This is a genomic window from Streptomyces sichuanensis (genome assembly GCF_020328095.1).
GTDB lineage: Bacteria > Actinomycetota > Actinomycetes > Streptomycetales > Streptomycetaceae > Streptomyces > Streptomyces cinnamoneus.
The window spans coordinates 1-17,547 of the sequence record NZ_JAIXMK010000128.1 but is presented as its reverse complement, the minus strand read 5'-3'; the positions used below and the strand labels follow the sequence as shown (position 1 = coordinate 17,547).

19 protein-coding genes are annotated in these 17,547 nt (G+C 70.1%); 5 read left to right on the top strand and 14 right to left on the bottom strand.

The features are described 5' to 3' along the window. Positions 1-54: 54 nt before the first annotated feature. Together rph and LE181_RS26995 are read right to left on the bottom strand one after the other, a co-directional pair. On the bottom strand, positions 55-786 hold the full coding sequence (rph, locus tag LE181_RS27000; RefSeq protein ID WP_225664117.1) for a ribonuclease PH: 732 nt from the start codon (positions 784-786) through the stop codon (positions 55-57). Between the two features lie 104 nt (positions 787-890). After that, positions 891-1,124, bottom strand: a complete 234-nt coding sequence (locus tag LE181_RS26995) for a PTS sugar transporter subunit IIB (protein ID WP_190111990.1) — start codon at positions 1,122-1,124, stop codon at positions 891-893. A 220-nt stretch (positions 1,125-1,344) separates the two neighbouring features. Between LE181_RS26995 and LE181_RS26990 the strand changes: the two genes are divergently transcribed. Both LE181_RS26990 and LE181_RS26985 read left to right on the top strand, forming a co-directional pair. Continuing rightward, the gene (locus tag LE181_RS26990; RefSeq protein ID WP_225664116.1) at positions 1,345-2,658 is read left to right on the top strand and encodes a PTS transporter subunit EIIC; all 1,314 of its coding nucleotides are present in this window, start codon (positions 1,345-1,347) and stop codon (positions 2,656-2,658) included. A gap of 238 nt (positions 2,659-2,896) precedes the next feature. Beyond that, complete coding sequence (locus LE181_RS26985; protein ID WP_225664115.1) at positions 2,897-4,180, top strand: PTS transporter subunit EIIC; 1,284 nt, start codon at positions 2,897-2,899, stop codon at positions 4,178-4,180. A 65-nt stretch (positions 4,181-4,245) separates the two neighbouring features. On the opposite strand, the gene LE181_RS26980 is transcribed toward LE181_RS26985, so the two are convergent. The 8 genes from LE181_RS26980 to clpS all read right to left on the bottom strand — a co-directional run bounded on the left by LE181_RS26980 (position 4,246) and on the right by clpS (position 10,275). Beyond that, positions 4,246-4,998 carry an MBL fold metallo-hydrolase gene (locus LE181_RS26980; protein ID WP_225664132.1) on the bottom strand — a complete coding sequence of 251 codons (753 nt, stop codon included), beginning with the start codon at positions 4,996-4,998 and terminating at the stop codon, positions 4,246-4,248. 473 nt (positions 4,999-5,471) lie between these two features. Next, complete coding sequence (locus LE181_RS32715; RefSeq protein ID WP_225664114.1) at positions 5,472-5,564, bottom strand: eL43 family ribosomal protein; 93 nt, start codon at positions 5,562-5,564, stop codon at positions 5,472-5,474. A 131-nt stretch (positions 5,565-5,695) separates the two neighbouring features. Continuing rightward, entirely contained in the window at positions 5,696-6,646 is a 951-nt protein-coding gene (locus tag LE181_RS26970) for a PLP-dependent cysteine synthase family protein (RefSeq protein ID WP_225664113.1), read from the bottom strand. A 14-nt stretch (positions 6,647-6,660) separates the two neighbouring features. Then, positions 6,661-6,948: a MoaD/ThiS family protein gene (locus LE181_RS26965; RefSeq protein ID WP_225664112.1), complete on the bottom strand. Its 288-nt coding sequence runs from the start codon at positions 6,946-6,948 to the stop codon at positions 6,661-6,663. A 133-nt stretch (positions 6,949-7,081) separates the two neighbouring features. After that, a complete protein-coding gene (locus LE181_RS26960; protein ID WP_225664111.1) occupies positions 7,082-7,522 on the bottom strand; it encodes a M67 family metallopeptidase in 441 nt (146 codons plus the stop codon). A 72-nt stretch (positions 7,523-7,594) separates the two neighbouring features. Beyond that, positions 7,595-9,043 carry an amino acid permease gene (locus LE181_RS26955; protein WP_225664110.1) on the bottom strand — a complete coding sequence of 483 codons (1,449 nt, stop codon included), beginning with the start codon at positions 9,041-9,043 and terminating at the stop codon, positions 7,595-7,597. A gap of 324 nt (positions 9,044-9,367) precedes the next feature. Next, a complete protein-coding gene (locus LE181_RS26950; RefSeq protein ID WP_225664109.1) occupies positions 9,368-9,973 on the bottom strand; it encodes a DUF2017 domain-containing protein in 606 nt (201 codons plus the stop codon). Next, positions 9,973-10,275, bottom strand: a complete 303-nt coding sequence (gene clpS, locus LE181_RS26945) for an ATP-dependent Clp protease adapter ClpS (protein WP_225664108.1) — start codon at positions 10,273-10,275, stop codon at positions 9,973-9,975. Before clpS ends, LE181_RS26950 begins: the two co-directional genes overlap by 1 nt. 193 nt (positions 10,276-10,468) lie before the next feature. Here clpS and LE181_RS26940 point away from each other — a divergent pair, with 193 nt between their 5' ends. Together LE181_RS26940 and LE181_RS26935 are read left to right on the top strand one after the other, a co-directional pair. Beyond that, on the top strand, positions 10,469-11,797 hold the full coding sequence (locus LE181_RS26940) for a nicotinate phosphoribosyltransferase (RefSeq protein WP_225664107.1): 1,329 nt from the start codon (positions 10,469-10,471) through the stop codon (positions 11,795-11,797). A gap of 106 nt (positions 11,798-11,903) precedes the next feature. Beyond that, positions 11,904-12,497, top strand: coding sequence for an isochorismatase family protein (locus LE181_RS26935; protein ID WP_225664106.1), 594 nt, complete (start codon positions 11,904-11,906; stop codon positions 12,495-12,497). 28 nt (positions 12,498-12,525) lie between these two features. On the opposite strand, the gene LE181_RS26930 is transcribed toward LE181_RS26935, so the two are convergent. Together LE181_RS26930 and LE181_RS26925 are read right to left on the bottom strand one after the other, a co-directional pair. Then, positions 12,526-12,864 carry a hypothetical protein gene (locus LE181_RS26930; RefSeq protein WP_225664105.1) on the bottom strand — a complete coding sequence of 113 codons (339 nt, stop codon included), beginning with the start codon at positions 12,862-12,864 and terminating at the stop codon, positions 12,526-12,528. A 137-nt stretch (positions 12,865-13,001) separates the two neighbouring features. Then, on the bottom strand, positions 13,002-15,416 hold the full coding sequence (locus tag LE181_RS26925) for an immune inhibitor A domain-containing protein (protein WP_225664104.1): 2,415 nt from the start codon (positions 15,414-15,416) through the stop codon (positions 13,002-13,004). Between the two features lie 337 nt (positions 15,417-15,753). On the opposite strand from LE181_RS26925, the gene LE181_RS26920 reads away from it, so the two are divergent. After that, positions 15,754-16,041 (top strand): hypothetical protein, encoded by a 288-nt coding sequence (locus LE181_RS26920; protein WP_225664103.1) that lies wholly within the window; start codon positions 15,754-15,756, stop codon positions 16,039-16,041. Here LE181_RS26920 and LE181_RS26915 read toward each other — a convergent pair. Then, positions 16,027-16,743 (bottom strand): RDD family protein, encoded by a 717-nt coding sequence (locus LE181_RS26915; protein ID WP_225664102.1) that lies wholly within the window; start codon positions 16,741-16,743, stop codon positions 16,027-16,029. The genes LE181_RS26920 and LE181_RS26915 overlap by 15 nt on opposite strands. 74 nt (positions 16,744-16,817) lie before the next feature. Beyond that, the coding region (locus tag LE181_RS26910; protein WP_225664101.1) for an RDD family protein at positions 16,818-17,547 on the bottom strand (730 nt) is incomplete at its 5' end.

Genomic DNA, 17,547 nt, shown 5'->3' with positions numbered 1-17,547 from the left:
TTCCGCCGGACCGCATGGTGGCGGCTGCCGCGGGTGCCGCCTGCGGTCAGGGGGTCACAACGTGCGGGCGAGGGCCTCGCGCTGGGCCGCGTCGAGGGAGGAGCAGCCGGCGACGGCGAGGTCGAGGAGGCTGCCCAGCTCGTCGCGGGTGAAGGGCTCGGCCTCGGCGGTGCCCTGGACCTCGACGAAGCGGCCGTCGCCGGTGCAGACGACGTTCATGTCGGTCTCGGCGCGGACGTCCTCCTCGTAGCAGAGGTCGAGGAGGGGGGTGCCGTCGACGATGCCGACGCTGACGGCGGAGACGGTGCCGGTCAGCGGCTTGCGGCCGTGCTTGATGAGCTTCTTGCCCTGGGCCCAGGTGATGGCGTCGGCGAGGGCGACGTAGGCGCCGGTGATGGCGGCGGTGCGGGTGCCGCCGTCGGCCTGGAGGACGTCGCAGTCGAGGACGACGGTGTTCTCGCCGAGGGCCTTGTAGTCGATGACGGCGCGCAGGGAGCGGCCGATGAGGCGGGAGATCTCGTGGGTGCGGCCGCCGATCTTGCCGCGGACGGCTTCGCGGTCGCCGCGGGTGTTGGTGGAGCGGGGCAGCATCGAGTACTCGGCGGTGACCCAGCCCTCGCCGGAGCCCTTGCGCCAGCGGGGGACGCCTTCGGTGAAGCTGGCGGTGCAGAAGACCTTGGTGTCCCCGAAGGAGATGAGGACGGAGCCTTCGGCGTGCTTGCTCCACCCGCGCTGGATGGTCACGGGGCGGAGCTGGTCGGGGGTGCGGCCGTCGATGCGAGACATGGTGATGAGCCTATCGGCACGACAGAGGGCCCCGTTCCGGTTGGCGTGCTGGACGCGTGGCCGAAAGGCGGGGCCCCTGGGTGTGCGGAGCGTGGTGGCTCAGCTCACAGCATGTCCTCGATCTCGCCGGCGATCGGGTCGGCGTCGGTGCCGATGACGACCTGGATGGCGGTGCCCATCTTCACGACGCCGTGGGCGCCGGCGGCCTTGAGGGCGGCGTCGTCGACGAGGGAGGGGTCGGCCACCTCGCAGCGGAGGCGGGTGATGCAGCCCTCGACCTCTTCGATGTTGTCGATCCCGCCGAGGCCGGCGACGATCTTCTCAGCCTTGCTGGCCATGTGCACTCCTGGTTGTCTCAGCCCTTCGGCGGTTCCACCGACCGGCTTTCACACGGTATCCCACGTATAGCCCAACTATGCGGGCGTTCGTCCGCCATCTGACGAAGGATGGCGAGCACCCGGTTCCGGCCACGGATCCTGTCCTTCCGCGCCGTTCCCGGGCGATCCCCACCGCACCGCAAGTGGTCTACACCAGTATGCCAGCAGCCGGGAGGGCGCGATGAGTTCGACGGCCGCGGCGGAGCCGCGGAAGAGGCAGCGGCTGCACGGCCTCTTCCAGGGGCTGCAGAAGATGGGCCGCAGCCTCCAGCTGCCCATCGCGGTGCTGCCCGCGGCGGGCATCCTCAACCGGCTCGGCCAGCCGGACGTCTTCGGCAGGGACGGCCTGGGGTGGACGGACGTCGCCAAGGTGATGGCGGGCGCGGGCGGGGCGCTGCTGGACTCGTCCCTGGGCCTGCCGCTGCTGTTCGCGGTGGGCGTGGCGATCGGCATGGCGAAGAAGTCGGACGGTTCGACGGCGCTGGCGGCGGTGGCGGGCTTCCTCGTCTACTACGCGGTGCTGCACCAGTTCCCCGAGGACTGTCCGGCCGGCGCCAAGCACACGGCGATCGGCCTGCTCGGCGGGGTGTGCGTGACGGCGGCGGGGGAGCCGTCGGCGGCGGCGTACCAGAATCCGGGGGTCTTCGGCGGCATCGTGATGGGTCTGCTGTCGGCGTGGTTCTGGCAGCGGTACCACCGGGTGCGGCTCGTGGACTGGCTGGGCTTCTTCAACGGCCGCCGGCTGGTGCCGATCGTCATGGCGTTCGTGGCGATCGTCTTCGCCGTGCTGTGCCTGTGGGTGTGGCCGTGGGTGGGTGCGCGGCTGACGGACTTCAGCAAGTGGCTGGTCGACCTGAGCTGGCTGGGCTCCGGGATCTTCGGCGTGGCCAACCGGGCGCTGCTGGTGGTGGGGCTGCACCAGTTCCTGAACGTCTTCGTGTGGTTCCAGTTCGGGGACTACACCAAGCCGGACGGCCAGGTCGTGCACGGCGACATCAACCGTTTCCTGGCGGGCGACCCGGCGGCGGGGCAGTTCACCTCGGGCTTCTTCCCGATCATGATGTTCGCGCTGCCGGCGGCCGCCCTGGCCATCGCCCACTGCGCGAAGCCGGAACACCGCAAGGCGGTGGGCGGCATGATGCTCTCGGTGGGTCTGACGTCGCTGGTCACGGGCATCACCGAGCCGATCGAGTACTCGTTCCTCTTCATCGCGCCCCTGCTCTACGTGGTGCACGCGCTGCTGACGGGCGTGTCGATGGCGGTGACCTGGGGGCTGGGGGTGCACGACGGCTTCAGTTTCTCTGCGGGACTGATCGACTATGTGATCAACTGGGGGCTCGCGACGAAGCCGTGGCTGATCATTCCGATCGGGCTGGCTTTCGGCGTCGTCTATTACGCGGTCTTCCGCTTCGCCATCACGTTCTTCGACATCCCGACGCCGGGCCGGGAGCCGGAAGCGGTGGCGGAGGAGATCGAGAAGGGCAACGTCGAGTAGGCGCGGCAGGGCGCCCGGGCGTCCGGGCGGCAGTGGGAAATCAACGTGCCGTAAGGGCGGCGTGACGCAGCGCAGAGCGCTCACGCCGCCCTTGCGCGTGTGGTCCACGGCACTGGGAACGATGGATTCCTTTATGCCGGACTCACGTGCTACAACAGGTCTAAACCAGTAATGGTGTAGACCAAATCGCGGGCCGTCCCCCTTCCCCTTGAGCGCCCGCCTCACCTGGAGGAATCCGATGAGTACGGCAGCCAAGGCGGCAAAGGCGGCGCCTGAAAAGGCGGCACCGGAAAAGGAAAAGAAGAAGCGCGGCGCCGGCGCCATGGCGATCGCGCAGCGCATCGGCCGCAGCCTCATGCTGCCCGTCGCGGTCCTGCCCGCCGCCGCGCTGCTCGTCCGGCTCGGCAACAACGACATGCTCGGCCGTGACTCGTTCCCCGAGTTCATCACCAAGATCGCCGGCTATATGGCGGCGGGCGGCAACGCGCTGCTCGGCAACATGGCGCTGCTCTTCGCCGTCGGCGTGGCCATCGGCTTCGCGAAGAAGTCCGACGGCTCCACCGCGCTGGCCGCGGTCTCCGGCTACCTGGTCTTCAAGGAGGTGCTCGCCACCTTCACCGACAAGAACCTGCCGAAGGTCGCCGCGGTCGTCGACGGCAAGATCGTCATGAACGAGGCCCCGGTCAACGCCGGCGTCCTCGGCGGTGTGGTCATGGGCCTGGTCGTGGCGCTGCTCTACCAGCGCTACAGCCGCAAGAAGCTCCCCGACTGGCTGGGCTTCTTCGGCGGCCGCCGCCTGGTCCCGATCCTCTCGGCCTTCGCCGGTCTCCTCATCGGCATCCTCTTCGGTCTCATCTGGCCGGTGCTGGGCACGGGTCTGCACAACTTCGGCGAGTGGCTCGTCGGCTCCGGCGCCGTGGGCGCGGGCATCTTCGGCGTCGCCAACCGCGCGCTGATCCCGGTCGGCATGCACCACCTGCTCAACTCCTTCCCGTGGCTGCAGGCCGGTGACTTCAACGGCAAGCACGGCGACATCGCCCGCTTCCTCGCCGGTGACCCCGACGCCGGCCAGTTCATGACCGGCTTCTTCCCGATCATGATGTTCGCGCTGCCCGCCGCCTGCCTGGCGATCGTGCACTGCGCCCGCCCGGAGAACCGCAAGGTCGTCGGCGGCATGATGGGCTCGCTGGCCCTCACCGCGTTCGTCACGGGCGTGACCGAGCCCATCGAGTTCACGTTCATGTTCATCGCCCCGGTGCTGTACGCGATCCACGCGGTGCTCACCGGTGTCTCGCTGGCCCTGACCTGGGCGCTCGGCATGAAGGACGGCTTCGGCTTCTCCGCCGGCGCCATCGACTTCCTGCTCAACCTGGGCATCGCCTCCAAGCCGTGGCTGCTGGCTGCGGTGGGCCTGTGCTTCGGTGCGCTCTACTACGTGGTGTTCCGCTTCGCGATCACCAAGTTCAACCTCCCGACCCCGGGCCGCGAGCCCGACGGCCAGCTGGAGGACGCGGGCAAGTAACGCCCTTCCGCCCGACGCGCGAGGCCCCCGGAACCACACGGTCCCGGGGGCCTCTCGCATGCGCCCTACAGCTCGTACACCGCTCCCGCGTGCGCCAGTTCCGCCGGGCCGTCGTAGACGGAGCGGGCGTCACGGAGGTTGGTCAGGGGGTCCGTCCACGGGGGGATGTGGGTGAGGACGAGACGGCCGACGGCGGCGCCCGCCGCGACGGCGCCCGCCTCCAGGCCGTTGAGGTGGAGGTCGGGGATGTCCTCCTTGCCGTGCGTGAACGACGCCTCGCACAGCAGCAGGTCCGCGCCCCGCGCCAGCTCGTCCAGGGCCTCGCAGGGGCCGGTGTCGCCCGAGTACACCAGCGACCTGCCGTCGTGCTCGACGCGGAAGGCGTACGCCTCGACCGGGTGGCTCACCCGGGCCGTACGGACCGTCAGGGGGCCGAGGGTGACGGTGCCGGGCGAGAGCGTGCGGAAGTCGAAGACCTCGCTCATGCACGCCTCGTCGGGTACGTCGCCGTACGCCGTCAGCAGCCGCTGCTCGGTGCCCGCGGGCCCGTAGACGGGCACGGCACCGGCCCTGCCGCCCTCGTGACGGTAGTAGCGGGCGACGAAGTAGCCGCACATGTCGATGAAGTGATCGGGGTGCAGGTGCGACAGGAGCACGGCGTCGAGGTCGTAGAGGCCGATGTGGCGCTGCAGCTCGCCCAGGGCGCCGTTGCCCATGTCGAGGAGGATCCGGTAGCCGTCGGCCTCCACCAGATAGCTCGAACAGGCCGATTCCGTGGACGGGAACGAGCCCGAGCATCCGACGACGGTGAGCTTCATGCGGGCCTGAACCTCCGTGGGCTGGTGACGGGGGGCCATGCGGTGCAGTCGAGAGTAAGGCGAGAACGCAGCGGTGACTCCTCCGGAAGGGGGGCGTGTGGGCGGAATCACCAGGACGGACCTGGCCCCGGCCACGGCGTCCGCGCCCCACCCGGCGCAGGGGCCCCACCCCCCGGACCGGCCGGCGCGCACAGCACGAGGGCCCCGGCCGCGCCCGGGGAACGGGCGCGGGCCGGGGCCCTGCGAACGGGAATCTGCAACGGTGCGGAGAAGGCGCCCGAAGGGGCGGGGCCGGGCGGTCGCCGCGGCGGCCCTACAGCGGCCGGTGCCGCTCGGCACGGTCCAGGGTGTCCATGAAGCGCTGGAAGCGCTCGGCCGACTCCTTGCTGCCGGCCGTCACCGTGAACACCTCGGGCGACATGAAGGCCGCCAGCCGCTCACGCGTCTCGGGTGCGAGCGCATCCCATGCCGCTCTATCCAGCCGTGACTGAGCCACAGTTTCCGCACTGCCAGTTTCCATTGTTGAGTTGCCTCATGTCCGAAGATCCACATGCGGGACAGTTCATGTGCGTCTCCTACGGGATGATGTCAGCCGCCTGCCAACATCGGTAGTAGCAGTTCACCCGTGCACAGTTCTGTTTTTTACGGACCGGCGCGGACAAGTGGTGGACAGGTGGTGGACGGGTGGTGCGGCGCGCTATGCCCAGAGCTGGCCGTGCAGCGTCTCCACCGCCTCGTCGGTGGTGGCGGCGGTGTAGACGCCGGTGGAGAGGTACTTCCAGCCCCCGTCGGCGACGATGAAGGCGATGTCGGCGATCTCCCCGGCCCGTACGGCCTTGCGGGCGACGCCCAGCGCGGCGTGCAGCACGGCGCCCGTGGACACCCCGGCGAAGATGCCCTCCTCGGCGAGGAGTTCGCGCGTGCGGCGCACCGCGTCCTCGGAGCCCACGGAGTAGCGGGTGGTGAGCACGCCGGCGTCGTAGAGCTCGGGGACGAAGCCCTCGTCGAGGTTGCGCAGTCCGTAGACCACGTCGTCGTAGCGGGGCTCGGCGGCGACGATCTGCACACCGGGCCTGTGCTCGCGCAGGTAGCGGCCGACGCCCATGAGGGTGCCGGTGGTGCCGAGGCCGGCCACGAAGTGGGTGATCTCGGGGAGGTCGGCGAGGATCTCGGGGCCGGTCGTGGCGTAGTGGGCGCCGGCGTTGTCGGGGTTGCCGTACTGGTAGAGCATCACCCAGTCCGGGTGCTGCCCGGACAGCTCCTTGGCGACCCGCACGGCCGTGTTCGAGCCACCGGCGGCGGGCGAGGGGATGATCTCGGCGCCCCACATGGCCAGCAGCTGCCGCCGCTCCTCGCTGGTGTTCTCCGGCATCACGCACACCATGCGGTAGCCCTTGAGCCTGGCGGCCATGGCGAGGGAGATGCCGGTGTTGCCGGAGGTGGGCTCCAGGATCGTGCAGCCCGGCGTCAGCCGGCCGGCCTTCTCCGCCTGCTCGATCATGTGCAGCGCGGGGCGGTCCTTGACCGAGCCGGTGGGGTTGCGGTCCTCCAGCTTGGCCCAGATCCGCACGGACGGCGAGGGGGACAGGCGCGGCAGGCGGACGAGCGGGGTGTTGCCCACCGCGGCCAGGGGGCTGTCGTAGCGCATGGGAGGTGGCCCGGTCAGGCCATGCCGCCGGCGACCGCCGGGAGGATGGTGACGCTGTCGCCGTCGGCCAGCTCGGTGGCGATGCCGCCGAGGAAGCGGACGTCCTCGTCGTTGAGGTAGACGTTCACGAAGCGGCGCAGCTCGCCGCCGGCGGACTCGTCGACCAGGCGCTCGCGGATGCCGGCGTGCCGGGTCTCCAGGTCCTTGAAGAGCTCGTCGATCGTGGCGCCGCTGCCCTCGACGGCCTTCCGGCCGTCGGTGTAGGTGCGGAGGATGGTCGGGATGCGGACCTCGATGGCCATGGGTGTGCTCCTGTCGGAGTGCGGGGAGGTGCCTGCGTACGCCGGGGCGTTCTTCCGGGACAACCGTGGGCGCATCGTATCGATTCCCCGTGCGCCAGCCGTACGTTCGTCCCGGCATGCGGAACGCCGGGTCTCAGGCTTCGGTACGCCCCGGGTAGGCGTCGACGATCTCCACCTCCTCCTCGGTGATCTCGCCGTCGACGATCCGGAAGGAGCGGAACTGGAAGGGTCCCGCCCCGTCGGTGTCGGCCGTGGAGACGAGGACGTAGTGGGCGCCCGGCTCGCCCGCGTAGCTGACGTCGGTGCGGGAGGGGTACGCCTCGGTGGCGGTGTGCGAGTGGTAGATGACCACCGGCTCCTCGTCGCGGTCGTCCATCTCGCGGTAGAGCTTGAGCAGGTCGGTGGAGTCGAACTCGTAGAACGTGGGCGAGCGGGCCGCGTTGAGCATCGGGACGAACCGCTCGGGGCGGCCGCTGCCGGCGGGGCCGGCGATCACGCCGCACGCCTCGTCGGGGTGGTCGGCCCGGGCGTGCGCGACGATCCGGTCGTGGAGGTCTCGTGTGATGGTCAGCATGCGCGCCAGGATAAGCACAGGGCCCGCCCGTACCGGGAGCGGTACGGGCGGGCCCTGGTGCCGTGGCGGGGACTACTTGGTGAGCGAGTAGTCCTTGGGCTTGAACGCCTCGGGGTTGCGGGACTTGAGCACGAGGTACGAGACCCACATGATCGCGGCCCAGACGGGGGCGCAGTACAGCGAGACCCGCGCGTCCTTGTCGATGCCCATCATCACGATGACCATGAAGATGAAGGCGAGGGCGAAGAGGCTGGTCCACGGTGCGCCGGGGGCGCGGAACGCGGACTGCGGGAGCTCGCCGCGGTTGGCCTTGCGGCGGTAGCGCAGCTGGGCGACGAGGATCACGATCCACGCCCACATGCCGGAGATGGTCGCGAAGGAGACGACGTAGTCGAACGCCTTGCCCGGCCACTGGTAGTTGATCCAGACACCGACGAGCATCAGCGCGGCGGAGAAGGTGGTGCCGCGCAGCGGCAGGCCCTTCTTGGTCAGCTCGCCGAAGAACTTCGGTCCCTGGCCGTTGAGCGAGAGGTCGCGCAGCATGCGGCCGGTGGAGTACATGCCGGAGTTGCAGGACGACAGCGCCGCGGTGAAGACGACGAAGTTGACGATGCCCGCGCCGGCCGGCAGGCCGATCTTCTGGAAGGCGGCCACGAAGGGGCTGACGCCCGGCATGAACTCGCCCCACGGGACGACGGCCAGGATGATGATCAGCGCGCCGATGTAGAAGACCGCGATGCGCCACGGCACGGTGTTGATCGCCTTGGGGAGCGTCTTCTCCGGGTCCTTGGCCTCGCCCGCGGTGACGCCGACCAGCTCGACGGCGAGGAAGGCGAACATCACGATCTGCAGGGTCATCAGGGTGTTGCCGATGCCGTGCGGGAAGAAGCCGCCGTCGTTCCACAGGTTGGTCACGGTGGCGGTGTCACCGGCGTCGGAGAAGCCGATGGTGAGCACGCCGACACCGATGAGGATCATGCCGATGATGGCGGTGACCTTGACCATCGAGAACCAGAACTCCAGCTCACCGAAGAGCTTCACGGAGATCAGGTTGGCGAAGTACAGGATGACGGTGAAGACCAGCGCGGAGACCCATTGCGGAATGGAATGGTTCCAGTACTGCACATAGGAGGCCGCTGCGGTCACCTCGACGATTCCGGTGACGACCCAGAAGAGCCAGTACGTCCATCCGGTCACATAACCCCAGAAGGGGCCGAGGAACTCTCGGGCGTAGTCCGAGAAGGAGCCCGACACCGGGCGGTACATGAGCAGCTCACCGAGCGCTCGCATGATGAAGAAGATGACCAGGCCGGCTATCGCGTAGGCCAGGATCAGACTGGGTCCGGCCTTCGATATCGCCTTGCCCGCGCCCAGGAACAGGCCGGTGCCGATGGCGCCACCAATGGCGATCATCTGAATCTGTCGGTTGCCGAGCCCCCGCTCGTAACCCTCGGAAGCTTCCTTGCCGCTTCCCTCTCCGTCCCGCACGGCAGTGCGGTCGGCGACCTGCTCAGAGGTCATGGTGGTGCGCCTTTCTCCATACCGATCCGGTTGCTCCGGATCGGGTTCCGATCCCCCCGGATGGAGTCCTGCTCAGCGCCGACGGTCGGTCGGCTAGCGCTTCCGCTGCGACAGGGGTGGCGTCGCAGAGGCAGGTCGGCAAGAAGTATCACGTGTAAAGATGAGATCATCGACGCGGTTGTGGCGCACGGCACAAAAAAATCCGGACACAAGTGACCGGGGCCACCAATAGGCACTGCTTCGGTGACGTGATCGTTATGCGGATCTGAGTGCCCTCTGAGCGGACACGGTCAAAACGGTCTCGGAATGAGATATTCCGGCAGGTCAGGCCATCAGCGCTTCGACGAGGGTCTCCTGCAGTCCGCCGAGCCAGAGGTAGGCCATCACCATCGGCTTGCGGGGGTCCTCGTCCGGCAGCCGGAAGAGCGTCTCGCCGTCGTCCTCGTCGGTGATCTCCAGCCGGGCCCCGATGGTCAGCCGGAGGTCGTTGAGCGCGCCGAGCCACTGCCGACAGCCGTCGGGGGCCAGTCGCAGCACGGCGTCGCCCCCGGCCGCACCGCTGTCGCCGGCGGAGAGGGCGTCGAGCGAACGGACCATGCCGAGCGCGTCCTCCCGCTTGCGCTCGCGCAGGTCGTTCTCGGTGTAGCGGCGGAATTCGGCGGCGTGCGCACGCTCCTGCCGGTCCTGCTCGGCGCCGGGGGTGCCGTAGGCATCGGGGAAGAGCCGGGCCAGGGCGGGATCGGCAGGAGGCTCGCTGGGGCCCTCCGCGAACAGCCGGGCCAGCGGGTCGGCGGCCTCGGGACCCTGCGCCTCGCCCGGCCCGATCAGCTCCAGGAGCTGTACGGCCAGGCTGCGCAGGATGGAGATCTCGACCTCGTCCAGGGCAACGGCGGCCCCGCCGCCGGGAAGCGGCTCGAAGTGCCCGGCCATCAACGGTCCTGCGACAGCGTCGCCCAGAGCCCGTAGCCGTGCATCGCCTGCACGTCGCGCTCCATCTCCTCGCGGCTGCCGCTGGAGACCGTGGCACGGCCCTTGTGGTGGACGTCGAGCATCAGCCGGTGCGCCTTGTCCTTGGGGTAGCCGAAGTACGCCTGGAAGACATACGTCACATAACTCATGAGGTTGACGGGGTCGTTATGAACCAGCGTTACCCATGGGACGTCGGGTTCGGCCACCGCGAAGGGCGACTCGCCCGTTTCGGGCCGTTCGATCTCGACCGGTGCAACACTCACGCCCGCTCCATCGCTCGCTTCTCCGCCCGCGAGGCGAAACTGCGGGTTGAGGTCATCTGCGGCCCGGCGGCCTCGCGTGCGTCGCTCACGTATCCATGCTGCCACTTGGCGACTCCAGGTGCACAAACGGGGGCCCCAACTCCGCACACCCAGAAATCGTCACTCTGACGAGTAGGGGGGTAGCATCTGGACCATGAACGCTGCGGACCTGAGGCTCCCGGTCGACGTTCCATCGACGGCCCTCTTCACCGACCGGTACGAACTCACGATGCTGCAGGGTGCGCTGCGGTCCGGCACCGCCGGCCGCCGCTCCGTCTTCGAGGTCTTCACCCGCCGGCTGCCCGAGGGGCGCCGCTACGGCGTCGTCGCGGGCACCGGCCGGGTCCTGGACGCGGTGGAGAACTTCCGCTTCGACGACGGCGTGCTGGACTTCCTCGCCCAGCAGCGCATCGTGGACGAGCCGACCCTGGCCTGGCTCGCCGACTACCGCTTCCGCGGTGACATCTGGGGCTACCCCGAGGGCGAGGTGTACTTCCCCGGCTCGCCCATCCTGCGCGTCGAGGGCACCTTCGCCGAGGCGGTCCTGCTGGAGACCGTGATCCTCTCGATCCTCAACCACGACTCCGCCGTCGCCGCCGCGGCCTCCCGGATGGCGGTGGCGGCCGGCGAGCGGCCGCTGATCGAGATGGGGGCCCGCCGCACCCACGAGCTGGCGGCCGTCGCCGCCGCCCGCGCCGCCTTCGTGGGCGGCTTCAGCTCCACCTCCGACCTCGCGGCCGGCTTCCGCTACAACATCCCGACCGTCGGCACCAGTGCGCATGCCTTCACGCTGCTGCACGACAGCGAGCGCGACGCCTTCACGGCACAGGTGGACTCGCTGGGCGGGGGCACGACGCTGCTGGTGGACACCTTCGACGTCACCGAGGCGGTCGCGATGGCCGTCGAGGTGGCGGGGCCGGGCCTGGGTGCCGTCCGGATCGACTCCGGCGACCTGCTGCTGCTCGCCCACCGGGTGCGCCGCCAGCTGGACGACCTGGGCGCCAAGGAGACCAGGATCGTCGTCACCAGCGACCTCGACGAGTACGCCATCGCCTCGCTGGCCGCAGCGCCCGTGGACGCCTACGGCGTGGGCACCCAGCTGGTGACCGGCAGCGGACACCCGACGTGCTCGATGGTCTACAAGCTGGTGGCGCGCGCGGACGGCACCGGGCCCGACGCGCCGCTGCGGCCGGTGGCCAAGAAGTCGATGGGCGGCAAGAGCTCCCACGGCGGCCGCAAGTGGGCCGCCCGCCGCCCGGACGGGTGCGGGGTGGCCGAGGCCGAGGTCGTGGGCACCGGCGACGTCCCCGCGGAGCTGGCGGACCGGCAGCTGCTCGTCGAGCTCGTGCGGGGCGGCGAGGTCGTCGGCCGCGAGCCCCTGGCGGCGGCGCGCGAGAGGCACGTCGCGGCGCGTGCGGGGCTGCCGATGTCGGCGACCCAGCTCTCGCGCGGCGAGCCCGTCCTGCCCACGGAATACCTCTGAGGGCACCCGAGTGCCCCTCCCCTAAGCCCACCGGAGTCACTACCCTCGGTCACACAGGGTTGATCCGCACCGTCGGCCGAGAGCCCCTCACCTAAGGATCTGCACCATGAACCGTGCGTTGATCATCGTCGACGTGCAGAACGACTTCTGCGAGGGCGGCAGCCTCGCGGTGGCCGGCGGCGCCGACGTCGCGGCCGCGATAACCGACCTGGTGGGCGAGGCGCCCGCCGGGTACGCACACGTCGTCGCCTCGCGCGACATGCACATCGACCCGGGCGACCACTTCTCGGAGCACCCGGACTACGAGCACTCCTGGCCGCGGCACTGCGTGGCGGGCACGGAGGGCAGCGGCTTCCACCCCAACCTCTCCCCCGCCATCGCCTCCGGGGCCGTCCAGGCCGTCTTCGACAAGGGCGCCTACGCGGCCGGCTACAGCGCGTTCCAGGGCACCGACGAGAACGGCACGGAGCTCGCGGACTGGCTGCGGGCGCGCGAGGTGACCGACGTGGACGTGGTCGGCATCGCCACCGACCACTGCGTCCGGGCCACCGCACTGGACGCCCGCCGGGCGGGCTTCGGCACCCGCGTCCTGCTCGACCTCACCGCGGGAGTGGCCCGCGAGACCACCGAGCGGACCCTGGAGGAGCTGCGGGACGCCGGCGTGGAGCTGAGCGGCAAGCCGGTCGTCCAGGGCGGCTGAGAGCCGCTGGAGACCTGTCCCGGGCCGTCTAGGAAGAGGGCCGCGCGGCGTCCGGGGCCCGCAGCAGGCGGCCGATCGGATGCCAGGACTCGGTGTCGTCGTCCGGCACGGACCGCCACACGACCCCGTCGGGGTGGTGCAGCACCGCCGTGATCTCGTCCGGCGTGGGCGGCTCGGTGTTGCCGCGCAGGTAGACGGCGCGCAGACCGAGGTTGCGCAGCCGGGTGAGGGCGCGCTGGCGGTTGGCGGCGTGCACGAGCACCCGCACGCGCACTCCGGGCCGCACGGCACCGCCCGGCGGGCCCGCCAGGGACAGGGCGACCACGACGCTGCCGTCGGGGAGCTTGGCGAACCCACCACCTGCCATCTGCCTCACTGCTCCCCTGGGAGTATGGGCGTCCATAAGACCATCATGGTGGGCATTCTCGGCACGATCGGCCGCCGCCCGCTAGAGGGCGACGGCCGATGCACGCCTGACCTGCGGTGATGCAGGCTACTGGGGGGTTACTTGGTGGACGGGCCCACCTGGATCGTCATCGTGGAGCCACCGAGGGCCTCGGTGAGGATCCGGATCCGGGTGTTGGTGTCGGTGAGCTTCACACCGCCGGTCGGGTTGGCCTCGTCGTAGTAGGTGTTCTTGTGGTCGTCGAAGACCGGGACGCCCAGCTTGGGCTTGACCCGGGTGGCGACGCCGTCCTTGTGGACGGTGTAGCCCTCGGTCGGGTACCAGCTGAAGGTCGAGTCGTACGCCTGGAAGCGGTTGCGCATGAGCGAGCCGTCCGACCACTTCTCGGCCTTGGGGTGCGCGTCGACGGGCAGGATGCGGCCCGCGCCCGGGTGGACGCCGACGTTGTTGTCCGCCTGCGAGGTGTCCCACAGCCAGACGAGCAGGCCGTTCTGGTAGGGGAAGTGCTCCACCCAGGACGGCTTGGCCGTCTTCCAGCCGAAGTTGTACGGGCCGACCTTGAGGGTCTTGTCGTACGAGACGTACTGGCGGTTCTCGGCGATGTAGTACTGCGGGTACTCCTTGGTGAAGGAGGCACCGATGCGCGAGAAGCCCTTGGCCGTCCAGCCGTTGTCGTCGCCCTCGGCGCCGTCGGTGACGAGCGCCTTGCCGTCGGCGGTGAGGGTCAGCGCGTCGGCCGCGAAGCCCTTGCCGCCGGCGCCGCCGTCGGTGGCGTAGCGGAAGCGCAGGTCGATCTTCTTGCCCGCGTGGGCGTCGAGCGGGAACGACAGCTTCTTGTACGCGCCCGAGACACCGGTCAGGGCGGGCTTGTCGCCGCCGTCACGGGTGATGGCCTTGCCGTCGGCGGTGCCGTCGAGGGGCGTCCAGTTGGCGCCGCCGTCCGTGGAGACCTCGGTGTAGAGGAAGTCGTAGTTCTCCTCGATGTCCCACCAGCCCGAGAGGTCCAGGGACGCCTTGGTCCTGCCCGTCAGGTCGACGGAGCGCGTGAGCGTGTTCTTCAGATCGTCGCCCGCGCCGCTCCACCACTGCTTGGAGCCCTCGGCGGGCTTGACGACGTCCGTGGTGACCTTCTTGGCGGGGAGGTCGACGACGAGCGCCTGCTTGTCCTTGGTGTTGTACTCGGCGACGCCCAGCTTGTGGGTCGAGCGGGTCGCGGCCTTGGCCTTGTCGTAGTTGAGCCAGCCGAGCTGCAGCTTGTCCCAGGCGCTCATGTCGCCGGGCAGGTCGCCGATGGTGTCCTTGCCCCGGCCGAGCCAGGAGCCGGAGGACATCAGGGACCAGAAGTCGACGGAGGACTCACCGGTTCCGGTGGTGTCGTACTCGTCGGGGAGGCCCAGGTCGTGGCCGTACTCGTGGGCGAAGACACCGAGGCCGCCGTTCTCGGGCTGCATGGTGTAGTCGCCGACCCAGATGCCGGTGTCGGCGATCTGCGTGCCGCCCGCCTTGTTGTTGGCGGGGCCGGTCTTCCCGGCGTCGGAGCCGTAGGCGTACCAACGGTGGGCCCAGATGGCGTCCTTGCCCTGGGCGCCGCCGCCCGCGGACTCGTCCTCGCCGGCGTGCACGATCTGGAAGTGGTCGATGTACCCGTCGGGCTCGTTGAAGTTGCCGTCGCCGTCGAAGTCGTTGCGGTCCCACTGGTCGTACTTGGCCAGCTCGGCCTTGATGTCCGCGTCCGAGCGGCCGGCGGTCTTCTGGTCGGCGACCCACTGGTTGACGCCGTCGCGCACGAGGTCCCAGGCGCTGGGGCAGTTGGTGGAGCCGCAGTAGTTGGAGCCGTAACGGGCCTCGTTCCACTGGACCTTGACCCAGTCGGTGACGGTGCCGTCGACGGAGTAGCGGCCCGAGGACTGCTTCTCGTAGTACTTGGCGAGGGACTCCTTGTTCTCGTCGTGCGAGAAGTAGAGGTCCTGGAAGTACTGGCGGTTGTAATCCTTCTGCCAGGCCGTGCTGTTGTCCTTCGCGCGGTCCGGCTGGACTATCCGGTTGTGCGCGGGGCCGGCCGCGCCGCCGTACTTCTTGACGGGCGGCTTGGGGCCGTCGGGGCCGTCCGGGTCGTACATGGTGGTGTCGTCGACCTTGTCGCCGAAGTCGACCAGGATCGTAAAGATCTTGTCGGTCTTCTCGCGGGCCATCTCGACGTACTTGCCCTTGCCGAGCTGGACGACCTTCGACGCGCCGCGCTGCTCGGCCTTGGCGTCACCGGAGATCACCTGCTCCAGCGCCGCCTTGCGCTGGGCCTCCTGCTTCTTGCTGAACGGGCCCTTGAGGTCGTGCTCCGCGCCGCGCTTGACCTGCGCCGGGTCCTGGCGCTGGACGTTCGTGGGGTCGGCGGTCGGCGAGCCGGTCACGCCCGCCGCCTGCGCGATCCCCGCCGTCAAGGTGCCCGTGCCGAGGGCCGCGATCACGGCGGCCACCGCGGCGGATCGGGCGACCCTCCGTTGGCTGATCTTCACTTGTGAATGTCCTCCCCAGTAACAACTGTGGAGGTATTTGACCGGAGTGACGCATGAAAAGACAGACCTTGACTGCGGCGATCAGAGCAAGTACGTTATCCGGCCTTTAACTTGCGGATATCGGGCAACAACGGGCGCGCCGGTCCTCGCTCCTGCCGCCGAGGCGCCCCCGTGCGCCCCTGATGCTCCCAGTACCGTGGGTTAGGTCACGCTTACCGCCAGTTCCCCTCGGGCAAAGAGCACCGTAGAGTCGATAGCGGTATGTACCAACGGTACGTACCAGCCGACTCCGCACTCCCCCATACCGACGCCCTTTGCCTTGAGGACGGATACCGCCATGCCGCGTCCGACTTCTGCACAGATCGCCTACGGATCGGCCACCGTCGTCTTCTCGACCCTCGCCATGCTCCTGCTGTCGCAGGCCGGGTCGGGCACCGGCGTCGCCGTCATCGCCCTGACCGCCCTCGCGCTCGGCCTGGCCGTCGCCGCCGCCGTGGGCATGCGGAAGCCCCGCGTCCGCGCGGCCGCCACCACCCCGGCGTCCGGAGCGCGCACGCCCGCGCACGCGCACGCGGGCCGGGCCGCCGCGGGCGCGGTCGCGGGGGAGCACTCACTCCACGGTTGAGACCACCACGGTCTTGGCCGCCTTGTCGTGGATGCACTGGTGGTAGGGCTGGTCCCAGGTGCACCACAGCACGTTGACGAGCCAGAAGACGAAGCCGCAGCACGGCACGATCTGGGGCAGGGAGTAGACGGCCGCGCGCGTCCAGCCCGGCCTGCCCTCGGGGATCGCGCCGTTGTCCAGCATCGCGACCCTGATCTTCATCAGCATCTTGCCCAGCGTCTGCCCACGGGTGGTCAGCATCAGGCCCTCGTAGAGGAAGTAGACGAGGGAGACGATGATGGACAGGCCGGTCGACCTGCTCTGGTCGTCCCAGGGGTCGGAACGCCAGGCGATCCCCCAGAAGACCGCGCTCACGGGGACGCTCACGATGAGCCCGTCGACGATGCGCGCGATCAGCCTCCGGAAGCGGTTCGCCAGCGGCGGCATGCCCGCGAGGGGATCGGCCGCGCCGTACTGGCCGCCGTAGGGGCTCTCCGGGCCGCCCCCGTACGGGCCCCCGGCACCCGTCCCACCGTAGGGGCCACCGTCCTGCGGACCGCCGGTCCCGGCCCCGCCGTACGGGCCCCCGCTCGGCGGACCGCCCCCGGCCGGGCCGCCGGCCCCGGCGCCCGGGTAGGGCGGGGGCTGGGGAGGCTCCGGCTCGGGGGGCCGCTTCGCGAAGGGGTCGTCGGCGTCGCCGCCCCGCGGCTGGTCGTGGCTCATGGACCCAGTGGAACCCAGCCTTCAGGCTTCCGCATCCGGCTGTGTGCCGTTCGAGTCGTGCCGTCCGGCGAGGGTCAGCCCTTCGCCGCGGCGACGAACGTACGGGCCGCCTTGTCGTGCCAGCACTGGCGCCACGGCCGGTCGAACAGGCACCACAGCACGCCCAGCACACCGACGACCGCCGCTCCCAGCAGGCCGTAGACCAGCCACCTGCGCAATGCGGCGCCGAAGGAGGTCGTGTCGTGCGACTCGATGTCCAGCACGCGCAGGCCGAACACCTTCTTGCCCAGCGTGCGTCCCCACTTCGCGGTCGGCAGCGCCTCGTAGAGCAGGCCGCCGACGAGCAGGACGGCGAGCACGATCGCCAGGTAGGTGCCCGTGGTGCCGTCGAGCAGCCAAACGGTGACGGTCTCGCCGGACTGCCGGGCCTCCTCCACCTTCGCGTCGATGTGCTCGACCGACTTGCCCCACAGCGGCGCGGCGACGGCGCCCACCGCGCCGCCGAGCACGACGGTGTCCAGGAGCCGGGCGGCCAGGCGCCGGCCCAGCCCCGCGGGACGGCCCTGAGCCTGCGCGGCCAGCAGGAACGGGTCCTCCTTGGGCGGCTTCCAGGGCGCGACCACCTCGCCGGCGCCGGGCTGCGGCTGCTGCTGGGCGAGCTGCTGCACCTGCTGGGCCCAGCCCACCGGCTGCGGCCCGGACGGCGCCCGGTCGGCGGGCACGGGTGCGGACGCCGGGCGCCGGGCCGGGAGGGAGGTGGCCTCGGGCCGCTCCGGCGCCTCGGCGGCCTGCGGCTCGGGCCAC